Below are 19,705 nucleotides of genomic sequence, written 5' to 3'. Positions count from 1 at the left end.
CTTTTGTTTGATTTCTAAGCTGTCATTACTTAAATCGATATTTTTCCTTCCTCAATGGTTACAGACTTATTAACGCAAATACCACACCAGTATTTTAAAAAATTGTTAAAATCGATATAAAATCATATAAAAGCCCTATTTTCGCGTAATTGATTTTATACTATGAAAAACTGGACTTTTAGGCAATGGAACACCGTTTTAGGATGGGTGATTTTCGTCATTGCATTTTTCACGTACTTATCAACAATAGAACCCAAGCTGAGTTTTTGGGACTGTGGTGAGTACATATCTTCTGCAGTAAAATTAGAAGTAACGCACGCTCCCGGGGCTGCTTTATTCCAGATTGTGGGCGCTGTAGCGGCCATTTTTGCATTAGGAAAAGGCGAAAATTATTCTATCGTAATCAATGCAATGTCTGCTACGTTCAGTGCTTTTACGATCTTATTTTTATTCTGGACCATTACGCATTTTGTAAGACGATTACTGAATAAAGATTTTGAAGAAGTAACCAAACATCAGGAAATTTCGATTCTTTTTGCCGGTGTCATAGGCGCGTTGTGTTTTACATTTTCCGATACTTTTTGGTTTTCGGCGGTTGAAGGGGAAGTGTATTCCATGGCTTCGATGTTTATTGCGCTTTTGGTATGGCTGATCACAAAATGGGAAAATGAGTATAACACTTCGGACAATGAAAGATGGATCATTCTTATTTTCTTTATCGTTGGACTTTCAGTAGGTGTACACATGATGTGTATGTTATCTCTTCCCGCAATCTGCCTGGTATACTACGCCAGAAACTATAAGTTCACGTGGAAAAATTTCATCTGGGCAAACCTGATCACGTTGGGGATTCTGATTATTGTATTTAAAATTATTTTCCCACTCATCATGACGATGTTTGGTAAACTCGAGATATTCTTCGTCAATGGTTTGGGACTTCCTTTCCATTCAGGAACAATTGCTGCTTTTATTCTTATGGTAGCAATATGCTATTTCATGATTAAATATGCGAGAAAAAGTAAAAAAAGCATTTATCAGACCATAGCATTATCAATTGTTTATATGGTAATCGGCTTCTCATGTTGGATGGTCATTCCAATCAGAGCTAACGCAAACCCTCCAATGAACCTGAATGATCCCGATACGGCTATCGGTATGCTTGATTATTACAACAGAGAACAATATGGAGACTGGCCGACAATTTACGGACAAAACTATACCGCTTTCCTTGATGCCAACGGAATTGAGAAAAATGAAGACGGAAGCTTTAAAACCAAGAAGACCGGCGACATTTATGAAAAGGATGAAAAAACAGGAACCTATAGAAAGACAGGAGAACGTTTTAACTATGTTTTCAGCAAGTCCCAGGTAAGTTTAATGCCCAGAATGTTCAATGAAGACAAATCGGTGATGGCGAACTACATTTCAATGTATGGAGCTCCTGACTTCACCTTTAATTATGGAAATGAAGATGTAGCAGATAATCCTCAGGCAAAAGAGATCTTCAATGAACTGAGAAAGAAATACGAAGATAAAACGATTACGGCAGCAGATTACCTGAAAGTAAAGCCATACGATCTTATTAATGTTCAGAAGCCTTCTCTGGCTCAGAATATGGATTACTTCATTACTTTCCAGAACGGATATTACTTTGTAAGATACCTGATGTGGAATTTTGTAGGAAGACAGAATGACCTTGAGGGGAATATGGAAAATACAAAAGGAAACTGGATTTCCGGATTTTCTTTTATAGATAATGCCATGTGGGGAAATCAGGATAAGATGCCTGCTAAATTTAAAAATGAAAGCACGGTTGCTTTTTTCTTCTTACCCCTTATTTTAGGATTAATCGGATTCTTCTTCCAGCTTAACAGGGATTTTGGAAGATTCTATGCTATATTATCATTATTCGTTATTACCAGCGTTGGAATTATTTTCTATACAGGTGTAAAACCATTTGAACCTAGGGAGAGGGATTATGCGATGGTAGGCTCATTCTATGCTTTTGCTATATGGATAGGTTTAGGAGCGGGTGCTATTTTATGGTTCTTACAGTCTAAAGTAAAGTCCGGTGCAGCGAATATTGTTGCGGGAGTGATTTTACTGGGTATACCTTTTATGATGGGATTCCAGAATTATAATGTACATGACAGAAGTAACCGGTATACAGCATATGATTATTCTTATTCCGTATTAAAATCATTGCCAAAAGAGGATATTTTATTTGTATACGGTGATAATGATACATATCCGGTTTGGGCGATTCAGGAAACCGAAAATTTCCGTGATGATGTAAAAGTGGTCAACTTTACTTTGCTATCAACACCATGGAACATTGACCAGGTAAAAAGAAAAACCTATAATGCCAATGCCATTCCAAGCCAGTTAACTCACGAAGACTACAGGGATGGTGTGAATGATCAGATCTACCTGATGAAAAAAGAAGACTGGCAGAATATCTTCAATAACCTTCAGGAACAAGGAGCCTCTTCTACGGAATTCCAGGCTTTTAGAAAGTATCTTACCCAGGATTCCATTACTTTAAAAGAAGCAATCAATTTCATCAAAATGAAATCCCCTGAAAAGGATGAAATTCTTAAAATGATCTTTGGAGAGGCACGTTATGAAAAATACAACTTCTTACCGGTGAGTAAATTTATTTTACCTGTCAACAAGGAGAATGCTTTAAAAGCAGGGATTATCAATCCAAGTGATCTTCCTAATACTGTTAATCAGATTATGATCGATTATAAAGCCAATACTCTTTATAAGAACAACCTGATGATGTTTGATATTCTGGCTAATTTTGATTGGAAAAGACCGATTAACTTCTCCTCAGGCGGAGTATATGACAGCGAAAATATTTTCTATCTGGATGATTATTTGCAATTGGATGGTTTCAGCTACCGACTGATTCCTATTCATACGCCACCTAGCAGCGATGGAGATATGGGAAGGGTAGACGCCAACTCTCTGTACAATGTGGTGAAAAACTTCAAATGGGGTAATTTTAAAGACTTAAATGCTCATTTTGATGAAACCGCAACTTCCAATATCATCAGCTATAGAAGTGCAGCGAGCAGAGCAGCGGCAGCCCTTTCTTTAAAAGGTGAAAAAGCTAAAGCGATCGAGTTACTGGACCTTGCTGCTAAGGAAATTCCGGTAGAAAAATACAATGATCCTCGCTCATTAAGTTCAATTGTGTACGGATATATTGTAGCAGGACAGGAACAAAAAGGATTGAAACTGGCAGAAGTTCTTAAGAAAGGAATATTCGAAGAATATGATTACTATTTAAGCCTTAGCCCTGGTGATCAGAGATACCTGAGAAGACAAATGGGAGCTAAACCTATGGAATATTCTCTTGTGGTTTCTGCTGTAACTACAGCTTACAACGCTATTGGGCAGAAAGATAAAGCATACGACTACCTTGTGAAATCTATTGAGCCTATTGATAAAAAGTTCAATGTGTTAATCAAAGATCTTCAGCAAATGGGTAAAGAAAAAGCGATGAATGAATCTGAAAATGTACAAAGAATCACTCCGTTCTATCAGTACTTATTTGATATTATGGAACCTTTTGATTCTACTTATTCCAAAGAAAAAGAGCATCAGATTACAACAGCGATTATGAAAGCGACCCAATAAAATACTTTCAAAACATAATTAAAAACGGAACTTCGGTTCCGTTTTTTTTTGCTTTGGATGTAATAAAATTAAGTGGTTAAATGTCTTACAGAGAATAGCTATATTATTAAAGATATCACTGGAAAATAATCCTTGACCGCTTAATAATTTGTAGGCAAAGATAAACTGATATATTATATGAAAAACTGGACTTTCAGGCAATGGAACACCGTTTTAGGATGGGTGATTTTCGTTATTGCATTTATTACTTATTTTTCAACGATAGAACATTATTTGAGTTTTTGGGACTGTGGTGAGTACATATCTTCTGCAGTAAAATTAGAAGTAACGCACGCTCCCGGGGCTGCTTTATTCCAGATTGTGGGCGCTGTAGCGGCCATTTTTGCATTAGGAAAAGGCGAAAATTATTCTATCGTAATCAATGCAATGTCTGCTACGTTCAGTGCTTTTACAATCTTATTTTTATTCTGGACCATTACGCATTTTGTAAGACGATTACTGAATAAAGATTTTGAAGAAGTAACCAAACATCAGGAAATTTCGATTCTTTTTGCCGGTGTGATAGGCGCGTTGTGTTTTACATTTTCCGATACTTTTTGGTTTTCAGCGGTTGAAGGGGAAGTGTATTCCATGGCTTCAATGTTTATTGCGCTTTTGGTATGGCTGATCACCAAATGGGAAAATGAGTATAACACTTCGGACAATGAAAGATGGATCATTCTTATTTTCTTTATCGTTGGACTTTCAGTAGGTGTACACATGATGTGTATGCTATCTCTCCCCGCAATCTGCCTGGTATACTACGCCAGAAACTATAAGTTCACGTGGAAAAATTTCATCTGGGCAAATCTGATCACGTTGGGGATTCTGATTATTGTATTTAAAATTATCTTCCCACTCATCATGACGATGTTTGGTAAACTAGAGATATTCTTCGTCAATGGTTTGGGACTTCCTTTCCATTCAGGAACAATTGCGGCTTTTATTCTTATGGTAGCAATATGCTATTTCATGATTAAATATGCGAGAAAAAGTAAAAAAAGTATTTATCAGACCGTAGCATTATCAATTGTTTATATGGTAATCGGCTTCTCATGTTGGATGGTCATTCCAATCAGAGCTAACGCAAACCCGCCAATGAACCTGAATGATCCCGATACGGCTATCGGTATGCTAGATTATTATAACAGAGCTCAATATGGAGACTGGCCGACAATTTACGGGCAAAACTATACCGCTTTCCTTGATGCCAACGGAATTGAGAAAAATGAAGACGGAAGTTTTAAAACAAAGAAAACCGGCGACATTTATGAAAAGGATGAAAAAACAGGAACCTATAGAAAAACAGGAGAGCGTTTTAACTATGTTTTCAGTAAGTCCCAGGTAAGTTTAATGCCCAGAATGTTTAACGAAGATAAAGATGTTATGGCGAACTATATTTCAATGTATGGGGCTCCTGACTTCACCTTCAATTATGGAAATGAAGATGTGGCAGATAATCCTCAGGCAAAAGAGATCTTCAATGAACTGAGAAAGAAATACGAAGATAAAACGATTACGGCAACAGATTACCTGAAAGTAAAGCCATACGATCTTATTAATGTTCAGAAGCCTTCTCTGGCTCAGAATATGGATTACTTCATTACTTTCCAGAACGGATATTACTTTGTAAGATATCTGATGTGGAATTTTGTAGGAAGACAAAACGACAGAGAAGGACATATGGAAAGTACCAATGGAAATTGGATTTCCGGATTTTCTTTTATAGATAATGCCATGTGGGGAAATCAGGATAAGATGCCTGCTAAATTTAAAAATGAAAGCACGGTTGCCTTTTTCTTCTTACCCCTTATTTTAGGATTAATCGGATTCTTCTTCCAGCTTAACAGGGATTTTGGGAGGTTTTACGCATTGCTGTCATTGTTTATTCTCACAGGTGCCGGAATTGTTTTTTATACGGGAGTAAAACCTTTTGAGGTTAGAGAAAGAGATTATGCGATGGTGGGCTCATTCTATGCTTTTGCTATATGGATAGGTTTAGGAGCGGGTGCTATTTTATGGTTCTTACAGTCTAAAGTAAAGTCCGGTGCAGCGAATATTGTTGCGGGAGTGATTTTACTGGGTATACCTTTTATGATGGGATTCCAGAACTATAATACGCATGACCGTAGCCGTAAATCAGCAGCACACGATTATGCCTACTCATTTCTGAAGTCTTTGCCCAAAGAGGATATTATATTTCTTTATGGAGATAATGATACCTTTCCTGTTTGGGCGATTCAGGAAACCGAAAATTTCCGTGATGATGTAAAAACAGTCAACTTTACATTGCTTGCTACTCCCTGGTACTGTGATCAGGTAAAGAGAAAAACCTATAACGCCAATCCAATCCCTGGGGAACTTACGCGTGAGGATTATAAAGATGGTGTGAACGATCAGGTTTACATTATGAAAAAAGAAGACTGGCAGAATATTTTTGAAAATCTTAAAGAACATGGAGCGCCTGAAACGGAATTTCAGGCTTTTAGAAAATATCTTACCCAGGATTCCATTACTCTAAAAGAAGCAATCAGTTTCATCAAAATGAAATCTCCTGAAAAGGATGAAATTCTTAAAATGATTTTCGGAGAGGCACATTACGAGAAATACAACTTCTTACCGGTGAGTAAATTTATTTTACCTGTCAACAAGGAAAATGCTTTAAAAGCAGGGATTATCAATCCAAGTGATCTTCCAAATACTGTCAATCAGATTATGATCGATTATAAAGCGAATACTCTTTTTAAGGGAAACCTTATGATGTTCGATATTTTTGCCAATTTTGATTGGAAAAGACCGATTAACTTCTCCTCAGGTGGAATTTATGACAGTGAAAATATTTTCTATCTGGATGATTATTTACAATTTGATGGTTTCAGTTACCGATTGGTTCCTATTCATACACCACCTAGCAGCGATGGAGATATGGGAAGGGTAGACGCCAACTCTCTATACAATGTGGTTAAAAACTTCAAATGGGGTAATTTTAAAGATCTTACCAATCATTATGATGAAACTGCAACATCCAATATTATATATTACAGATCAACAGTCAGCAGAGCTGTAGGAGCTTTATCATCCGCCGGACAGAAAAATAAGGCAATTGAATTGTTAGATCTTGCCGCAAAAGAGATCCCGACGGAGAAATACAATGATCCTCGCTCTTTAAGCTCAATTGTGTACGGATATATTGTAGCTGGACAGGAACAGAAGGGATTAAAATTGGCAGAAGTTCTTAAGAAAGGAATATTTGAAGAGTATGATTACTATTTAAGCCTTAGCCCTGGTGATCAGAGATACCTGAGAAGACAAATGGGAGCTAAACCTATGGAATATTCTCTTGTGGTTTCTGCTGTAACTTCTGCATACAAAGCTATTGGGCGGAAAGATAAAGCATATGATTATCTTGTGAAGTCGATAGAGCCTATAGATAAAAAGTTCAATGTGTTCATTAAAGGCCTCCAGCAAATGGGTAAGGAAAAAGCGATGAATGAATCTGAAAATGTACAGAGAATCACTCCGTTCTATCAGTACTTATTTGATATTATGAAACCTTTTGATTCTACTTATTCCAAGGAAAAAGAACAGCAGATTACAACAGCAATCATGAAAGCTACCCAATAAAAGGCTTTCAAAACATACTTAAAACGGAACTTCGGTTCCGTTTTTTTGTTATTGTATTCATAAATTTTTAAGGTTATATTTGTGGCATTAAAGAAGCACAATGTCTGAAAGAACAACTAAACTTCCAATCTATGCTGTAATTTTTACAGTGGTTTTTAAGCTCCTTTTCTTACTGACGCACCATATTCAGGAGGATGCATTCATCACCTGGCGGGTCGCACAGAATTTAATGGATTATGGAGTAATAGGGTTTAACGGAGATACAAAAATATCGGCATCTACAACGCATCTGTATGTTTTTGTCTCCTACCTGTTCAACCTTATTTTCGGTAAAGAATACTTTATTGAACCTCTTCTTATTTTCAACTCCATATTATTTACAATAGGAAGTTTATTCTTATCTCATCTGCTTTTAAAAAATCCATGGCATAAAGCTATTTTTATTTTTCTGTTTGGAATTTTACCACCTTCAATAAAAATTTCAATTCTGGGAATGGAATATGGGCTTCTCTTCTTCCTTGAAATGGCTTTGCTGTATTATGGTTTTAAAAAGGAAAAGAAATGGGCATTTATTGTACTTCCTATCCTTATTTTATTTACAAGAATTGATACTGTTATTTTTTTAGGTAATGTATTCCTGGTCGATATATTCTGGAATAAGAAAATACGATGGAGCTACATTTTTGGTGGAATACTGGGGATTTCCTTTGCCCTGGCGTTCAACTGGTTTTATTTTGGAGAATGGGTTAACAATACCATTGTTGCTAAAAAACTACTTTATGATAAGAATTTTACATTCGGGCAGGATGTGGAATATTTTATTTCTAACTACGGAAACTTCTGGGGAATGCTCAAATTACCCGGCGATTTTAATCCGTTTACAATCGTTGTGCTGCTTTTTGAATTGGCCTGTTTTGTTTTTCTGGTCCGCCAAAGAGAAAAGAGGAATTATTTCTTATGGATGATTTTCATTTTTGGATGGGTGAAGCAACTGGTCTTTCTTTCTCAGAAAAGTTTATTCGACTGGTATTACTGGGTTCCTCAGATTTTACTTTTTGTCCCGGTCCTTATTTTTGTGCTCGAGCAAAAGGTCAAAAAAGATCTATGGCTGTTTTTATTGGTTATTATTTATATCGTTCCTATGATGATTTTCCAGACCATACATTCCATTGCAACAGGCAACGGAGAATGGAATTACAGAAGATCGATCGGAACTTCCTTAAACTTTTATGAAAAAGATAAAAATCAGTGGATCTTACTAGAACCAGCAGGATATGTACCTTATTTTTCTGGGTTGAAGACAATTGATGAAGTTGGTTTGGTGGATAAACAGATTCAGACCGAAATCAAGAAAGATAAAGCCAATTACTGGATCAACACCGTTAAAAAAAGAAAACCCAAATATCTGCTTTCTTATAATGACTTATTTAAAGGAAAAGATGCGGAATATTATAAAGCTCACTACAGATTATTGGAAGAATTCAGGATAAAAGACCATCTAAAAAGTGAGAATACAATTCTGGAAAAGATTTATCGTCTTAAACCTTCCGGGACGGATTATAATTTGTACGTTAGGATAAAGTGATAGGTAGTTGCTCTCAACTTTTGACAAACCTGTAATAATCAAACCTTAAAAAACTAAAACTATGAAATACTGTGCTTTTCTTCGAGGTGTGAATGTAAAAGGAACGAACATGAAAATGGCCGATGTTTGTAAAGTCTTTGAAAAAGCCGGAATGAAAAACGTAAGCTCTATTCTGGCTTCCGGAAATATTGTTTTTTCTTCCGATAAGAATGTGGCAGATCTTAAAAAAATTCTGGAAGCAGCAATGTCTGAACATTTTTCTTATGATGCTTTTCTTTTTATCAGGTCTGGTGCTGAAATTGAAAACTTCTGGAACGGAAATCCCTTTGAAAAAAACGAAGATTTTCATAGCTATACTTTTATAGGAAATGAAGGTGTAGAAGCTATTTTAATGAAAGAATTTGAATTGTCTTCCAAAGCTGAAAATGAGAAGGGTGAGATTATCAATGATATTTTTTACTGGCAGGTTCCTAAGGGGAATACATTAGACTCCAGCTTCGGGAAAATTCTGGGAAAGAAAAGTATGAAAGACCAGTTTACCAGTAGAAATATTAATACTTTTGAGAAAATTCTTAAGAAGATGGAGTCTTAATATTATTAATGTTTTGGAAAAAGACCTTGAAATTCCAGTAATATTAAGGCTTTAAATAATTTCGGATTCTGAAACATTATAAGTATTTTTACTGAACTTTTTAATTATAATAAAATGATTCAGTATTTAGATAATATCCATCACAAAGATTCAAAAAACTTTTTTCTTACAGCAGGACCTTGTATCATCGAAGGCGAAGACATGGCATTGAGGATTGCTGAAAAAGTAATAGAAATTACCAACAAATATAATATACCATATATTTTTAAAGGAAGCTTCAAGAAAGCCAACAGAAGTAGAGTAGATTCCTTTACTACGATCGGGGAAGAAAAGTCTCTTGAAATTCTAAAAAAAGTTGGGGAAACTTTTAATATTCCTACAACAACAGATATTCATGAAAATGAGCATGCAGCTTTGGCTGCCCAGTATGTAGATGTTTTACAGATTCCCGCATTTTTAGTCCGTCAGACGGATCTTTTGGTGGCAGCAGCGAAAACCGGAAAATGTGTGACCCTGAAAAAAGGACAGTTCCTGTCTCCGGAATCCATGAAATTCGCTGTTCAGAAAATAACAGATTCCGATAATCAGAAAGTAGCAATTATTGAAAGAGGGAATTCTTTCGGATATACAGACCTTATCGTTGATTACAGAGGGATCCCTACTATGAGGCAATATGCTCCTGTTATTCTTGATGTTACCCATTCTTTACAACAGCCTAACCAGAATTCAGGAGTTACTGGAGGAAGACCAGACCTGATTGAAACAATTGCAAAAGCTGGAATTGCAGTAGGAGCGGATGGACTTTTCATAGAAACACATCCTACACCGGAAACGGCATTATCTGATGGAGCTAATATGTTAAGGCTGGATTTATTAGAAGATTTGTTACAAAAATTAACAAGAATTAGAGAATCGATTTTGTAATTGTTAAAAAATACTTAATTTTAGAAATTCTTAAAACATTTCTTTTGAAAAAACTAGTTTTACCGCTGAGCCTTATGGTTCCCATGTTAGTGTTCTCTCAGACAAAAAAGAAGGATACTGCAAAATACAGAGATATTGAGGAAGTTGTGTTCCAGAAAAAAGTCGTTGGTAAAACCAGTGATCTCAGTACTGTAAAAATCTCAGCCAAAGATGCTAAGAATGTTGCAAGTATTTCGGGAGGAATAGAAGGAATTCTGAAAACCTTACCTTCCGTAAACTCCAATACAGAGCTTTCTTCACAATATATGGTTCGTGGTGGAAACTATGATGAAAACCTTATCTATATTAATGATATTGAAATCTACAGGCCCTTTTTGATCAGAAACTCTCAACAGGAAGGGTTAAGTATCATCAATCCCGATATGGTTTCAACAGTTAATTTTTCTGCAGGAGGTTTTGAACCCCGATATGGAGATAAGATGTCCTCTGCACTGAATATTTATTACCGGGAACCTGAGAAATTTGAACTGTCCGGGGAAGCAAGTTTGATCGGAGGCAGACTAACGACCGGTTTGGCTTCAAAAAATAAAAAGCTGACTGCTTTATTTTCCGGCCGGTACAGAAATACCAATCTGGTTCTGAATACCTTGAAAGAAGATACCAATTTTAATCCTACCTATTGGGATTTTCAATCGTATATCAATTATCATTTCAATCCTAAGCTTAGCCTTTCATTTGTAGGATATTATTCCAAGAATGATTATGAAATGATTCCTAAAGAAAGGAGTGTGGATTTCGGAACGCTTCAAAGACCTCTTAATCTTACTGTTTTTTATGCCGGAAAAGAAAATGACCAGTATAAAAACATGATGGGAACACTTTCGATGAATTTCAAACCATCGGAAAAGTGGAGGTTTACATTAGATGCTTTTGCCTATCAAAACAGGGAGCGAGAATATTATTCTATTCAATCCCAATATATATTACAAACATTTGATCCGATCACCGGAGCACCTATAACGACCTATGATACTGGAGGACAGATAGACCATGCAAGGAATGATCTTTTCGTAAGAACCTACGGAGCCCAGTTCAGAGGACGTTTTTCTCCGAATGTGAATACTGATATCGAAGTAGGATTTAAATATGAAAAAGAAAACCTCAAGGATCTTACCAATGAATGGAAATTAATTGACTCTGCCGGCTATAGTATTCCAAGGCCTATAGATGATCCAAGATTCGGAACACCGGGAGATCTTAAATTATTATACAGAATAGCAGGGCAGAATGCTATTGAGCCAACACGATTATCAGCCTATGCACAGTATTCCCAGAAATTTTATTGGGGAACCAATAAGGTTTTCATCAACGCCGGAGCAAGGGTTGCCCATTGGAGCTTTAATAATGAAACCATTTTCTCGCCCCGCGTTCAGTTTGCTGTAAAACCTGACTGGGATACGGATATGTTATTCAGGCTTTCGGGCGGGATATACTATCAGGCACCTTTTTACAAAGAGATTAAGGACCTGGACGGGAATTTCAATAACACCATCAAATCCCAGCGTTCCATACAGCTGATTCTGGCAAATGATTATGAGTTCCAGATGTATGATCGTCCGTTTAAATTGACTACAGAAGCTTATTATAAAAAGATGGATGATCTTATTCCATACTACATGGATAATGTAAGGATCCGTTATTCAGGGAAAAATAATGCTTCCGGATATGCCTATGGACTTGATGCCAGGTTATTCGGAGAATTTGTTCCCGGAATTGATTCATGGCTGTCTGCAAGTTATGCGAGGGTGTATGAAAATATCGATGGGAGAGGGAATATTCCCCGACCTACTGATCAGAGGTTAAGATTTGCGATGTTCTATCAGGATTATATGCCTCAATTTCCTTCAATGAGAGTGAATCTTACTTTAACCTATGCAATGGGATTACCGACAGGATCGCCGATCATATTGGATCAGAATGGTGCACCGGACGTGAATGCCCCGTATAGATATCAGAGTACCTTACCGTCTTATAAAAGAGTGGATATAGGACTATCCAAAGTATTCATTGATTCAAAAGATAAAAAACAGACATATGGTTTCTGGGGCAATTTTGAGGAGCTTACTTTAGGAGTACAGGTATTCAATGCATTTAACATCCGGAATACGGTAGCCAATCAATGGATTACCGACGCGAATACTAATCTGATGTATCCGGTACCGGTACGTCTGACCGGAAGATTTTTCAATGTAAAACTTGAATTTAAGCTTAAATAAGATTTTCCCTGAGATGACCGTCTGATCATTAAAAACGGTTAATCTGAAATAGATAACATATAAAAAAGCTTCTGAAATCTTCAGAAGCTTTTTATTTCACGAATTTTATAACAACGTTACATAATTTTATAACAACAAAATCAAAGATATTTTTACCTTTGCTTCAACATATGAAAAAGATTCTGGCCATAGTGTTTTCTATTTTCTACTTCGGATTTTCTTCTGGAGCTGTTTTTAGGGTGCATTATTGCATGGAAGAGCTGGTTTCTGTAAGCCGGAAAACCGACGACATATGCTCTAAATGTGGTATTAAGTCCAAAAAGGACTGCTGCAAGACAGAAATTAAGGTTTTAAAAGTTGATGATTCGCAAAAGTCAGATTTTTTGAAAATCAAATTACTGAAAGCGATTCCAAGGCTTCAAAGTGACGAAACTTTTTATGCAGACCGATCTTTTTCAGCTGAAAAATTTTCGCGAACCACTGTCAATCCACCACCTGATAGGAGATCAGTTCCTATTTTTATTGAACATTGTAATTTCAGAATTTAAAATTTAATCTTTCGTCCAATGGTTTTTATTGGATGAACAAAGATGATTATCACCATCTGTGATATTCCATGACCTTATTAATAATAAAATTTTCAATTCTAAATTTAAAACAATGAAAAAGTATATCATTACAGCAGTACTTTCTATATTCTCAGTACTGTCTTTATCTGCACAGTCACAATCTAATCCTCAGGTTTCAAAATTATACCAGGATTATATTTCTATTAAAACAGCTTTAACAACGGACGATGCTGATAAAACATCAAAAGCAGCCGCAGAATTCGTTAAGACAGCTGCTGCAATAGATCCTAAAGTTATTTCATCGACTCATTTGTCTGCTCTGAAAAAGAATGCCGGTACTATTTCCGGAACCAAAAGTATAGATACCCAAAGAGAGGCCTTTCTGAATCTTTCAAAAGATATGATCGCGCTGACAAAGCAGTTCAAACTATCCGGAAAACCTGTTTTTGTAATGTATTGTCCTATGGCTGACGGAAGCTGGCTAAGTAATGAAAAGCAGGTTGTAAATCCTTACTACGGAAGTAAAATGCTTTCATGTGGGAGTGTAAAGTCGGAAATTAAATAAAGACCTTAACTGTCTTTAAGATAATTGATTGTATAGTTTTATTTAAAGTGTAATTTAATTAAAGCTATACATTTTTTTTATTCTGTTTACTGACTTAGCGGAAGAAGATTGTTGACTCTATAATGGTTATAGCTCCAGATATACCAGTTTTTCAATCAGTTTTTTATTGGTACTTTCAGGGATTTGCCTCATTAAAAAGTTCCTGAATCCTGTGCCATATTTCCACAGAGATATTTTTCCAATCATCCGGCTGGTATTGACAACATAGTCTACTTTTTTTCTCCTTATTTTTTGAAAATTTTCGAAGACCCGGTTAAAATCTTTATTCTCTACGAGCAATTTTCCGATGATATAAGCATCTTCTATGGCCTGGCATGCACCCTGCCCCATATTAGGAGTTGTTGCGTGCGCGGCATCACCTATCAGGCATAAATTGTCAGAATACCATTCAGGTATGGGAGAGAGGTCTGTAATATCATTTAAAATGATATCCCCGGGAGAAGTTGCTTGTAGGATTTTTGTTACCAATGGATTGAAATCACTGAAAACAAAGCAGAGATCAATATCCGGTTTAAAGCTTTTATCACTTATTACGGCATACCAATATACTTTTGTAGCTGACATCTTTACAAAACCGAAACGTTTACCTTTTCCCCACATTTCCAGAGCTTCATGATGGTACTCTTCCGGGAGATCGTAGTTAACGAGGCCCCGCCAGCACTTTTGTCCTGTATTTCTGATGGTTCCTGTTTTTAAGATCTGATTCCGAACTTTGGATTTAATTCCATCCGCTCCAAAAACAACCTTGCTTTCTACGGCTGTTCTGTTTTCAAAGTGTAACGTATAGTTATCATTTTTTTCTATACTTTGTAGATTATGACTTAGCTGAATGTTTTCGAAACCTATGTTTTCAGCAAGGATTTTTTGCAGCTCCGCTCTATGAATGGCTACATTGGAGACATTCAACTTTCTTTCAAGATCTGAACTATGTGTTCTTGAAATAGATCGAAATGAACCGTCAGTAATAGAGATCCCATGAATTTTATTCCCTGCATTTTCAACTTTTTCTTTTAGATTTAGTTGTTCAAATACCTTCATCGCATTCATGGCCATCATAATTCCTGATCCCACTGGCTTAATTTCAGGAGCTGATTCATATAATGTAACATCCAGCTGATGTTGTTTAAGGATATTGCCAAGGGTGAGACCTCCGATTCCGGCTCCGATAATTGAAATTGAATTCATATCAGCTTGATTATCTGCTTACAGGGTTAAAATATAATTTTCGGAAACTTTTCTAAAACCATATTTTTCAAAAAAATGATGAGCTCCTTTATTATCAATACCACTTTCCAAAAGGAGAAAGCTGATATTCCACTTACCGGATTCTTCGATCGCACTTTCCAGGAGGGTACTTCCGATAGATTGCCCGCGGTAAGACTGATCTAAGAGCATGTCTTCTAGCACTGCATAATTTTTAAAACCACTGTAAATCACATTAAAAACCAGCATCCCAATGATTTCTTTTTCAGCGTTTTCTGCAATTAAAATCCTGACCGTTGATGCAGAAGGACTTCCAGCATTAAAATCACTGTTAAACTGCTCTGTCAGAATGGATTCAAGATCAGCACTCCATTCTTCCGAACTTTCTGCTCTTCCTGAAATTATTTCTCCATGTGAAATGTATGACTTTGTTTTATGGGTAATAAAAAAGTCAACAAGTTCTTTAATCCGGCTTTTATCAGTAAGCCATTGAGTGGTATATTGCATCATTTGGATTTTTATTGTATTCTGAATTATTTCAGGTTTTTCAGCTCCTTTAATAGCGTATTTTGCTTATTAATGAATATGTTCAGTTGGTCTGTTTTCAGAGGATGAGCCTGCTGGTATTTTTCAATTTCAGGAAGTGTCTTTCTGATCTTAAAAGCGGTGTAAAGATCATTCATTTTCTTTTCATTGACATCGATCTGACTAATAAGATCCTTTATGTTTTTGACTTTTAAAGAATATTGATCAGAGCTTGCTTTGATAGATTTGGTTATTTCATTTTTCAGAATGGAATCGCTTATTGCATCAGTATGGTACTGAGCATCATGGTAGTATGATTCAGATTTGTCAAGGACTTCTTTATACTTAAAAATAACTTGAATGGCTTCCCTGTTTGCATCGCTTATTTTATCATCCAGTACTTTCAGATTGTTGTCATTCTTAATCAATTCAGAGTAAATCTGGTCGATCATATCACCACCCCGACCACTTTTAAAAGATCCTGAAACAGAAGATTCTGCATGATCCACTAAATTATCTGCAATAGGTGCATTCTCCGAATTATTTTCTTTGCAGGAGATTAGTAAGGCAACCAGGGATATGATGTAAAGTATTTTTTTCATGTGTTGTTTTTTCAGTTGATATTTGCTGACTACAGAATTTTTTCTGAAGATCTGATTATTTAATTTGATTAATTGAATATATATTTTGTATTGTTACAAACATTGAATTTATAAAATGGAATTGATATCAAAGCCTTTATTTTTAAAATTTATGAAAATTATAAAGTCCTGATTTAAAATTCCGCGGTTGAAGTAGCCTTTTATCCTGAGGCTTTCGCCGGCTTTTGATTGAGAGAAAAAAAATCTCGATCATAAAAACAAAGATAAAAAAAGCGGAGTCTGAAAATCAAACTCCGCTGCTAATTGTTTAGGCTAAATTATTTACCCAGGTAAGATTTTAAAATCTTACTTCTTGTATTATGTTTTAGTCTCTTGATCGCCTTTTCTTTGATCTGACGAACTCTTTCTCTCGTCAGGTCAAAAGTCTCACCAATTTCTTCTAAAGTCATTGGATGTTTTCCGTTTAATCCGAAGTATAATCTTACAAGATCCGCTTCTCTTGGAGTTAAAGTGTTCAATGCTCTTTCAATTTCAATTTGAAGAGATTCAAGCATTAAATCTTTATCCGGGCTTGGAGATTCTCCGGAACGCAATACATCGTAAAGATTAGAATCTTCACCTTCTACTAAAGGTGCATCCATAGACAGGTGTCTACCGGAGTTTTTCATAGATTCTTTAATATCCTCTTCGCTCATATCAAGAACTTCAGCCAATTCTTCCGGAGAAGGTGGTCTTTCATTTTCCTGTTCAAGGTGAGCGTATGCTTTATTGATTTTGTTAATTGAGCCAATCTTGTTTAGTGGCAATCTTACAATCCTTGACTGTTCTGCCAAAGCCTGTAAAATTGATTGACGAATCCACCAAACTGCGTAAGAGATAAATTTGAAACCTCTGGTCTCATCATATCTTTTTGCAGCTTTCATTAATCCTAAATTACCTTCATTGATCAAATCGGGTAAAGAAAGTCCCTGGTTTTGGTATTGTTTAGATACAGAAACTACGAAACGAAGGTTGGCTTTGATTAATTTCTCCAGTGCGGCTCTGTCACCTGCACGTATTTTTTGTGCCAAATCTACTTCTTCGTCTGCAGTAATCAATTCTACCTTACCAATTTCCTGCAAATACTTGTCTAATGAAGCAGTTTCCCTGTTGGTTACCTGCTTAGTAATTTTTAACTGTCTCATTTATTTTATCCTCAAACTAGAGTTACTATATATTATACGCTTGAAGAGGTCAAAAGGTTACACCAGTTTTAATTTTTTTTAAACATAAACTGAATTTTGCGCAAACAAAAAGGCGAAACCGAAGTTTCGCCCTATCTTTTTAATCGTTGAAATTTTTAGAATCACACTTTAGAGGTTAGATGTTGAACAAAAATATAACTCAACATACCACCCTGAGTTCTATCACGATCAATCTTATTAAAACAGGTCGTTCAACAATTTGGCCAGTCTTAAACCTCCGTAAAGAAGTTGCCTTTCCAGAGTATCGTTAAACTTATACTGGTAGTCAAATGATAATTTGGATCCATCCGGTGTTTGCGCATATATTTTATTGGCAATTTTATGCGAATCGTACAACCAGTCTTCCAATGTCCCGTACTGAATTTGCTTCACTTCATCTTTTGATTTGATATCCAGTAATCTTGAATATTCCGTGTAGCTGTATTTTTGGGAATCAACCAATTTTCCGTCCCAGACAGAGTGCAGGTTGGTTTTTTCTCCGAAATAAGTAACATTAATCTTGTTGCCTCCCAGATCTTCCGCTCTTCCTACGTGTAAAGGCTGTGCTAAATCTCCCATAATATGGATCAGGAAAATCAATGCAATTTTTCTATCTTTCTCAGGGGTTTTTTCATCTTTTACCTGTGCAGATAACGTATTTACCTGAGAATAAAGGCTTGGTCCCGCCTGTGCTTTTAAATTTTGCTCAAAGGTTTTAAAATCAGTCTGCGGATCAATATTTACATAATGCCATGCTGAAGCCTGCTTCCATACCCCTGTTGTATCCGATTTAATAAAGTCCGGCCAGTTAGCCCAATAGGCCAGGCGTTCCTTGCCCATAATTTTTCTGATTTCTCTTCTTGCCTTTCCGGAAAGATGGTTCTCTGCGATTTCTGCAATAATTCTGTGTCCCGTTAATCCCCACGCAAATGAATAAAGAGAAGAGGAAATGAATGCTAAAATTAAAATTTTAGAATAAATACTTTTCATTGTAAATAACATTTTCAATCTGCAAAGATAACTTAGCTTTTGGTAATAAGGCGTAAAAAAGTGAATTTCTTATTATTATAATAAGGTTAATAAAATTTAATCATATTCATGGATTAAACCATGTTCCAATTAACAGGTAGCTACGTATTCTTTTATTTTATATTTTTTATCCGGAACCCGCTTTGATTATACAAAATTTTTATATTTTTACTGCTGTTATCGATAGTATTGTCGTAGAAATATAAAAATTGAATAATATTTTTTTTTCATTGCGATGAGATATATTATCTTTACAGGCCATAATCACAGGAAACACTATGTATGAGAATAATATTGTAGATATGCATTACAATAAGCTGCAGACAGATTTTAAAGCAGAGTCTGTAGCCGTTAATCTTTTGAAATATCACAGGAGTGTAAGCAATATTTTCATTGACCGTATCGGCATCAATGACAGGGCTTATCTTAAAGATATCAAAAGTATTTCAAGTAATTATCTGGGATTTGATGAAGAAGTATTTACGATAGAAACTTACAGGGAAGGGATATACGACTATCTTCCGGAAGGTTTGTTTCATCCCCCTTCATTAAGTACCTCAAGAAAGAATGTAGAAAGCGTTGTTAAGGAGATCCGCAAACAAAAAAGGATTGAGGAAGACGCGCGCAAATTTTTTCGTCCATTTGAATTAGAAATCTTTTTTACGGAAATCAGTGCTCTGTCTAAGGAGTTTGACTTTGATGTATCAAGCGATACCGATACACTGCTTGAAACGATCAGTGAGCTGTGGCCTATTGTAAGACATCTGGATACAAAAAATGCCTATATCTTTATGCATATTTTACCTTTTTTCCATAACATCCGTGGAGATAAAAGGTGGTTTGAAAGATGCCTGACTGCCTTCCTTCAGGTACCGGTAGAAGTTACCTTCACTCCTAATGTTATCGAGGATATAGAGGAAAATGACGACTCTATGCTTTTAGGGAATTCCCGATTGGGAGTTACTTATATTCCCAGTGGCAGGCATATGGACGGACAGCGTAACTGGGTTGTGAATATAGGACCTATTCCGTATGAAAAAATGAAAATGTATATTCCCGGAAATCCATTCAGAAAAGTTCTCCAGGCGTTATACGATTATTTTCTCCCTGTAACGGTAGATGTAGTGGAAAATTTTATCACCGAAAAACAGGAATATTCATTTAAGCTGGAAGATGATGAAAGAAATGCAAACCGCCTTGGATACTCTACATTTCTGTAAAATAATTTAGCTATATTTACA

14 protein-coding genes are annotated in these 19,705 nt (G+C 35.9%); 9 read left to right on the top strand and 5 right to left on the bottom strand.

Annotated features, from left to right (window positions below; translation table 11 throughout):
• Nucleotides 1-162: 162 nt before the first annotated feature.
• The 8 genes from MTQ00_RS06200 to MTQ00_RS06165 all read left to right on the top strand — a co-directional run bounded on the left by MTQ00_RS06200 (nt 163) and on the right by MTQ00_RS06165 (nt 13,822).
• Nucleotides 163-3,648, top strand: a complete 3,486-nt coding sequence (locus MTQ00_RS06200) for a glycosyltransferase family 117 protein (protein WP_273648146.1) — start codon at nt 163-165, stop codon at nt 3,646-3,648.
• Nucleotides 3,649-3,825: 177 nt separating this feature from the next.
• Nucleotides 3,826-7,311 carry a glycosyltransferase family 117 protein gene (locus MTQ00_RS06195; RefSeq protein ID WP_273648145.1) on the top strand — a complete coding sequence of 1,162 codons (3,486 nt, stop codon included), beginning with the start codon at nt 3,826-3,828 and terminating at the stop codon, nt 7,309-7,311.
• A 100-nt stretch (nt 7,312-7,411) separates the two neighbouring features.
• A complete protein-coding gene (locus MTQ00_RS06190; RefSeq protein WP_273648144.1) occupies nt 7,412-8,896 on the top strand; it encodes a hypothetical protein in 1,485 nt (494 codons plus the stop codon).
• A 61-nt stretch (nt 8,897-8,957) separates the two neighbouring features.
• Nucleotides 8,958-9,488, top strand: coding sequence for a DUF1697 domain-containing protein (locus MTQ00_RS06185; protein WP_273648143.1), 531 nt, complete (start codon nt 8,958-8,960; stop codon nt 9,486-9,488).
• Nucleotides 9,489-9,602: 114 nt separating this feature from the next.
• A complete protein-coding gene (kdsA, locus tag MTQ00_RS06180; RefSeq protein WP_172282458.1) occupies nt 9,603-10,412 on the top strand; it encodes a 3-deoxy-8-phosphooctulonate synthase in 810 nt (269 codons plus the stop codon).
• Nucleotides 10,413-10,456: 44 nt separating this feature from the next.
• Complete coding sequence (locus MTQ00_RS06175; RefSeq protein WP_172282460.1) at nt 10,457-12,688, top strand: TonB-dependent receptor plug domain-containing protein; 2,232 nt, start codon at nt 10,457-10,459, stop codon at nt 12,686-12,688.
• A gap of 170 nt (nt 12,689-12,858) precedes the next feature.
• Nucleotides 12,859-13,236: an HYC_CC_PP family protein gene (locus MTQ00_RS06170; protein WP_273648142.1), complete on the top strand. Its 378-nt coding sequence runs from the start codon at nt 12,859-12,861 to the stop codon at nt 13,234-13,236.
• 112 nt (nt 13,237-13,348) lie between these two features.
• A complete protein-coding gene (locus MTQ00_RS06165) occupies nt 13,349-13,822 on the top strand; it encodes a DUF3347 domain-containing protein (RefSeq protein WP_273648141.1) in 474 nt (157 codons plus the stop codon).
• Between the two features lie 126 nt (nt 13,823-13,948).
• Here MTQ00_RS06165 and MTQ00_RS06160 read toward each other — a convergent pair whose 3' ends face one another.
• The 5 genes from MTQ00_RS06160 to MTQ00_RS06140 all read right to left on the bottom strand — a co-directional run bounded on the left by MTQ00_RS06160 (nt 13,949) and on the right by MTQ00_RS06140 (nt 18,425).
• Entirely contained in the window at nt 13,949-15,067 is a 1,119-nt protein-coding gene (locus MTQ00_RS06160; protein ID WP_273648140.1) for an FAD-dependent monooxygenase, read from the bottom strand.
• Nucleotides 15,068-15,085: 18 nt separating this feature from the next.
• Nucleotides 15,086-15,595, bottom strand: a complete 510-nt coding sequence (locus tag MTQ00_RS06155; protein ID WP_273648139.1) for a GNAT family N-acetyltransferase — start codon at nt 15,593-15,595, stop codon at nt 15,086-15,088.
• Between the two features lie 23 nt (nt 15,596-15,618).
• Nucleotides 15,619-16,212 (bottom strand): hypothetical protein, encoded by a 594-nt coding sequence (locus MTQ00_RS06150; protein WP_273648138.1) that lies wholly within the window; start codon nt 16,210-16,212, stop codon nt 15,619-15,621.
• Nucleotides 16,213-16,529: 317 nt separating this feature from the next.
• A complete protein-coding gene (locus tag MTQ00_RS06145; protein WP_055859010.1) occupies nt 16,530-17,396 on the bottom strand; it encodes a sigma-70 family RNA polymerase sigma factor in 867 nt (288 codons plus the stop codon).
• 237 nt (nt 17,397-17,633) lie between these two features.
• Nucleotides 17,634-18,425 carry a S1/P1 nuclease gene (locus tag MTQ00_RS06140; RefSeq protein WP_273648137.1) on the bottom strand — a complete coding sequence of 264 codons (792 nt, stop codon included), beginning with the start codon at nt 18,423-18,425 and terminating at the stop codon, nt 17,634-17,636.
• Between the two features lie 341 nt (nt 18,426-18,766).
• Here MTQ00_RS06140 and MTQ00_RS06135 point away from each other — a divergent pair, with 341 nt between their 5' ends.
• Nucleotides 18,767-19,684 (top strand): type VI secretion system baseplate subunit TssG, encoded by a 918-nt coding sequence (locus tag MTQ00_RS06135; protein ID WP_228457021.1) that lies wholly within the window; start codon nt 18,767-18,769, stop codon nt 19,682-19,684.
• The last annotated feature ends 21 nt before the right edge of the window (nt 19,685-19,705 follow it).

The sequence above is a fragment of the Chryseobacterium sp. B21-037 genome (genome assembly GCF_028570785.1).
Classification (GTDB): Bacteria; Bacteroidota; Bacteroidia; order Flavobacteriales; family Weeksellaceae; genus Chryseobacterium; species Chryseobacterium proteolyticum.
Note: the sequence above shows the minus strand (reverse complement) of the source record. Positions and strands in the feature narration are given on the sequence as shown.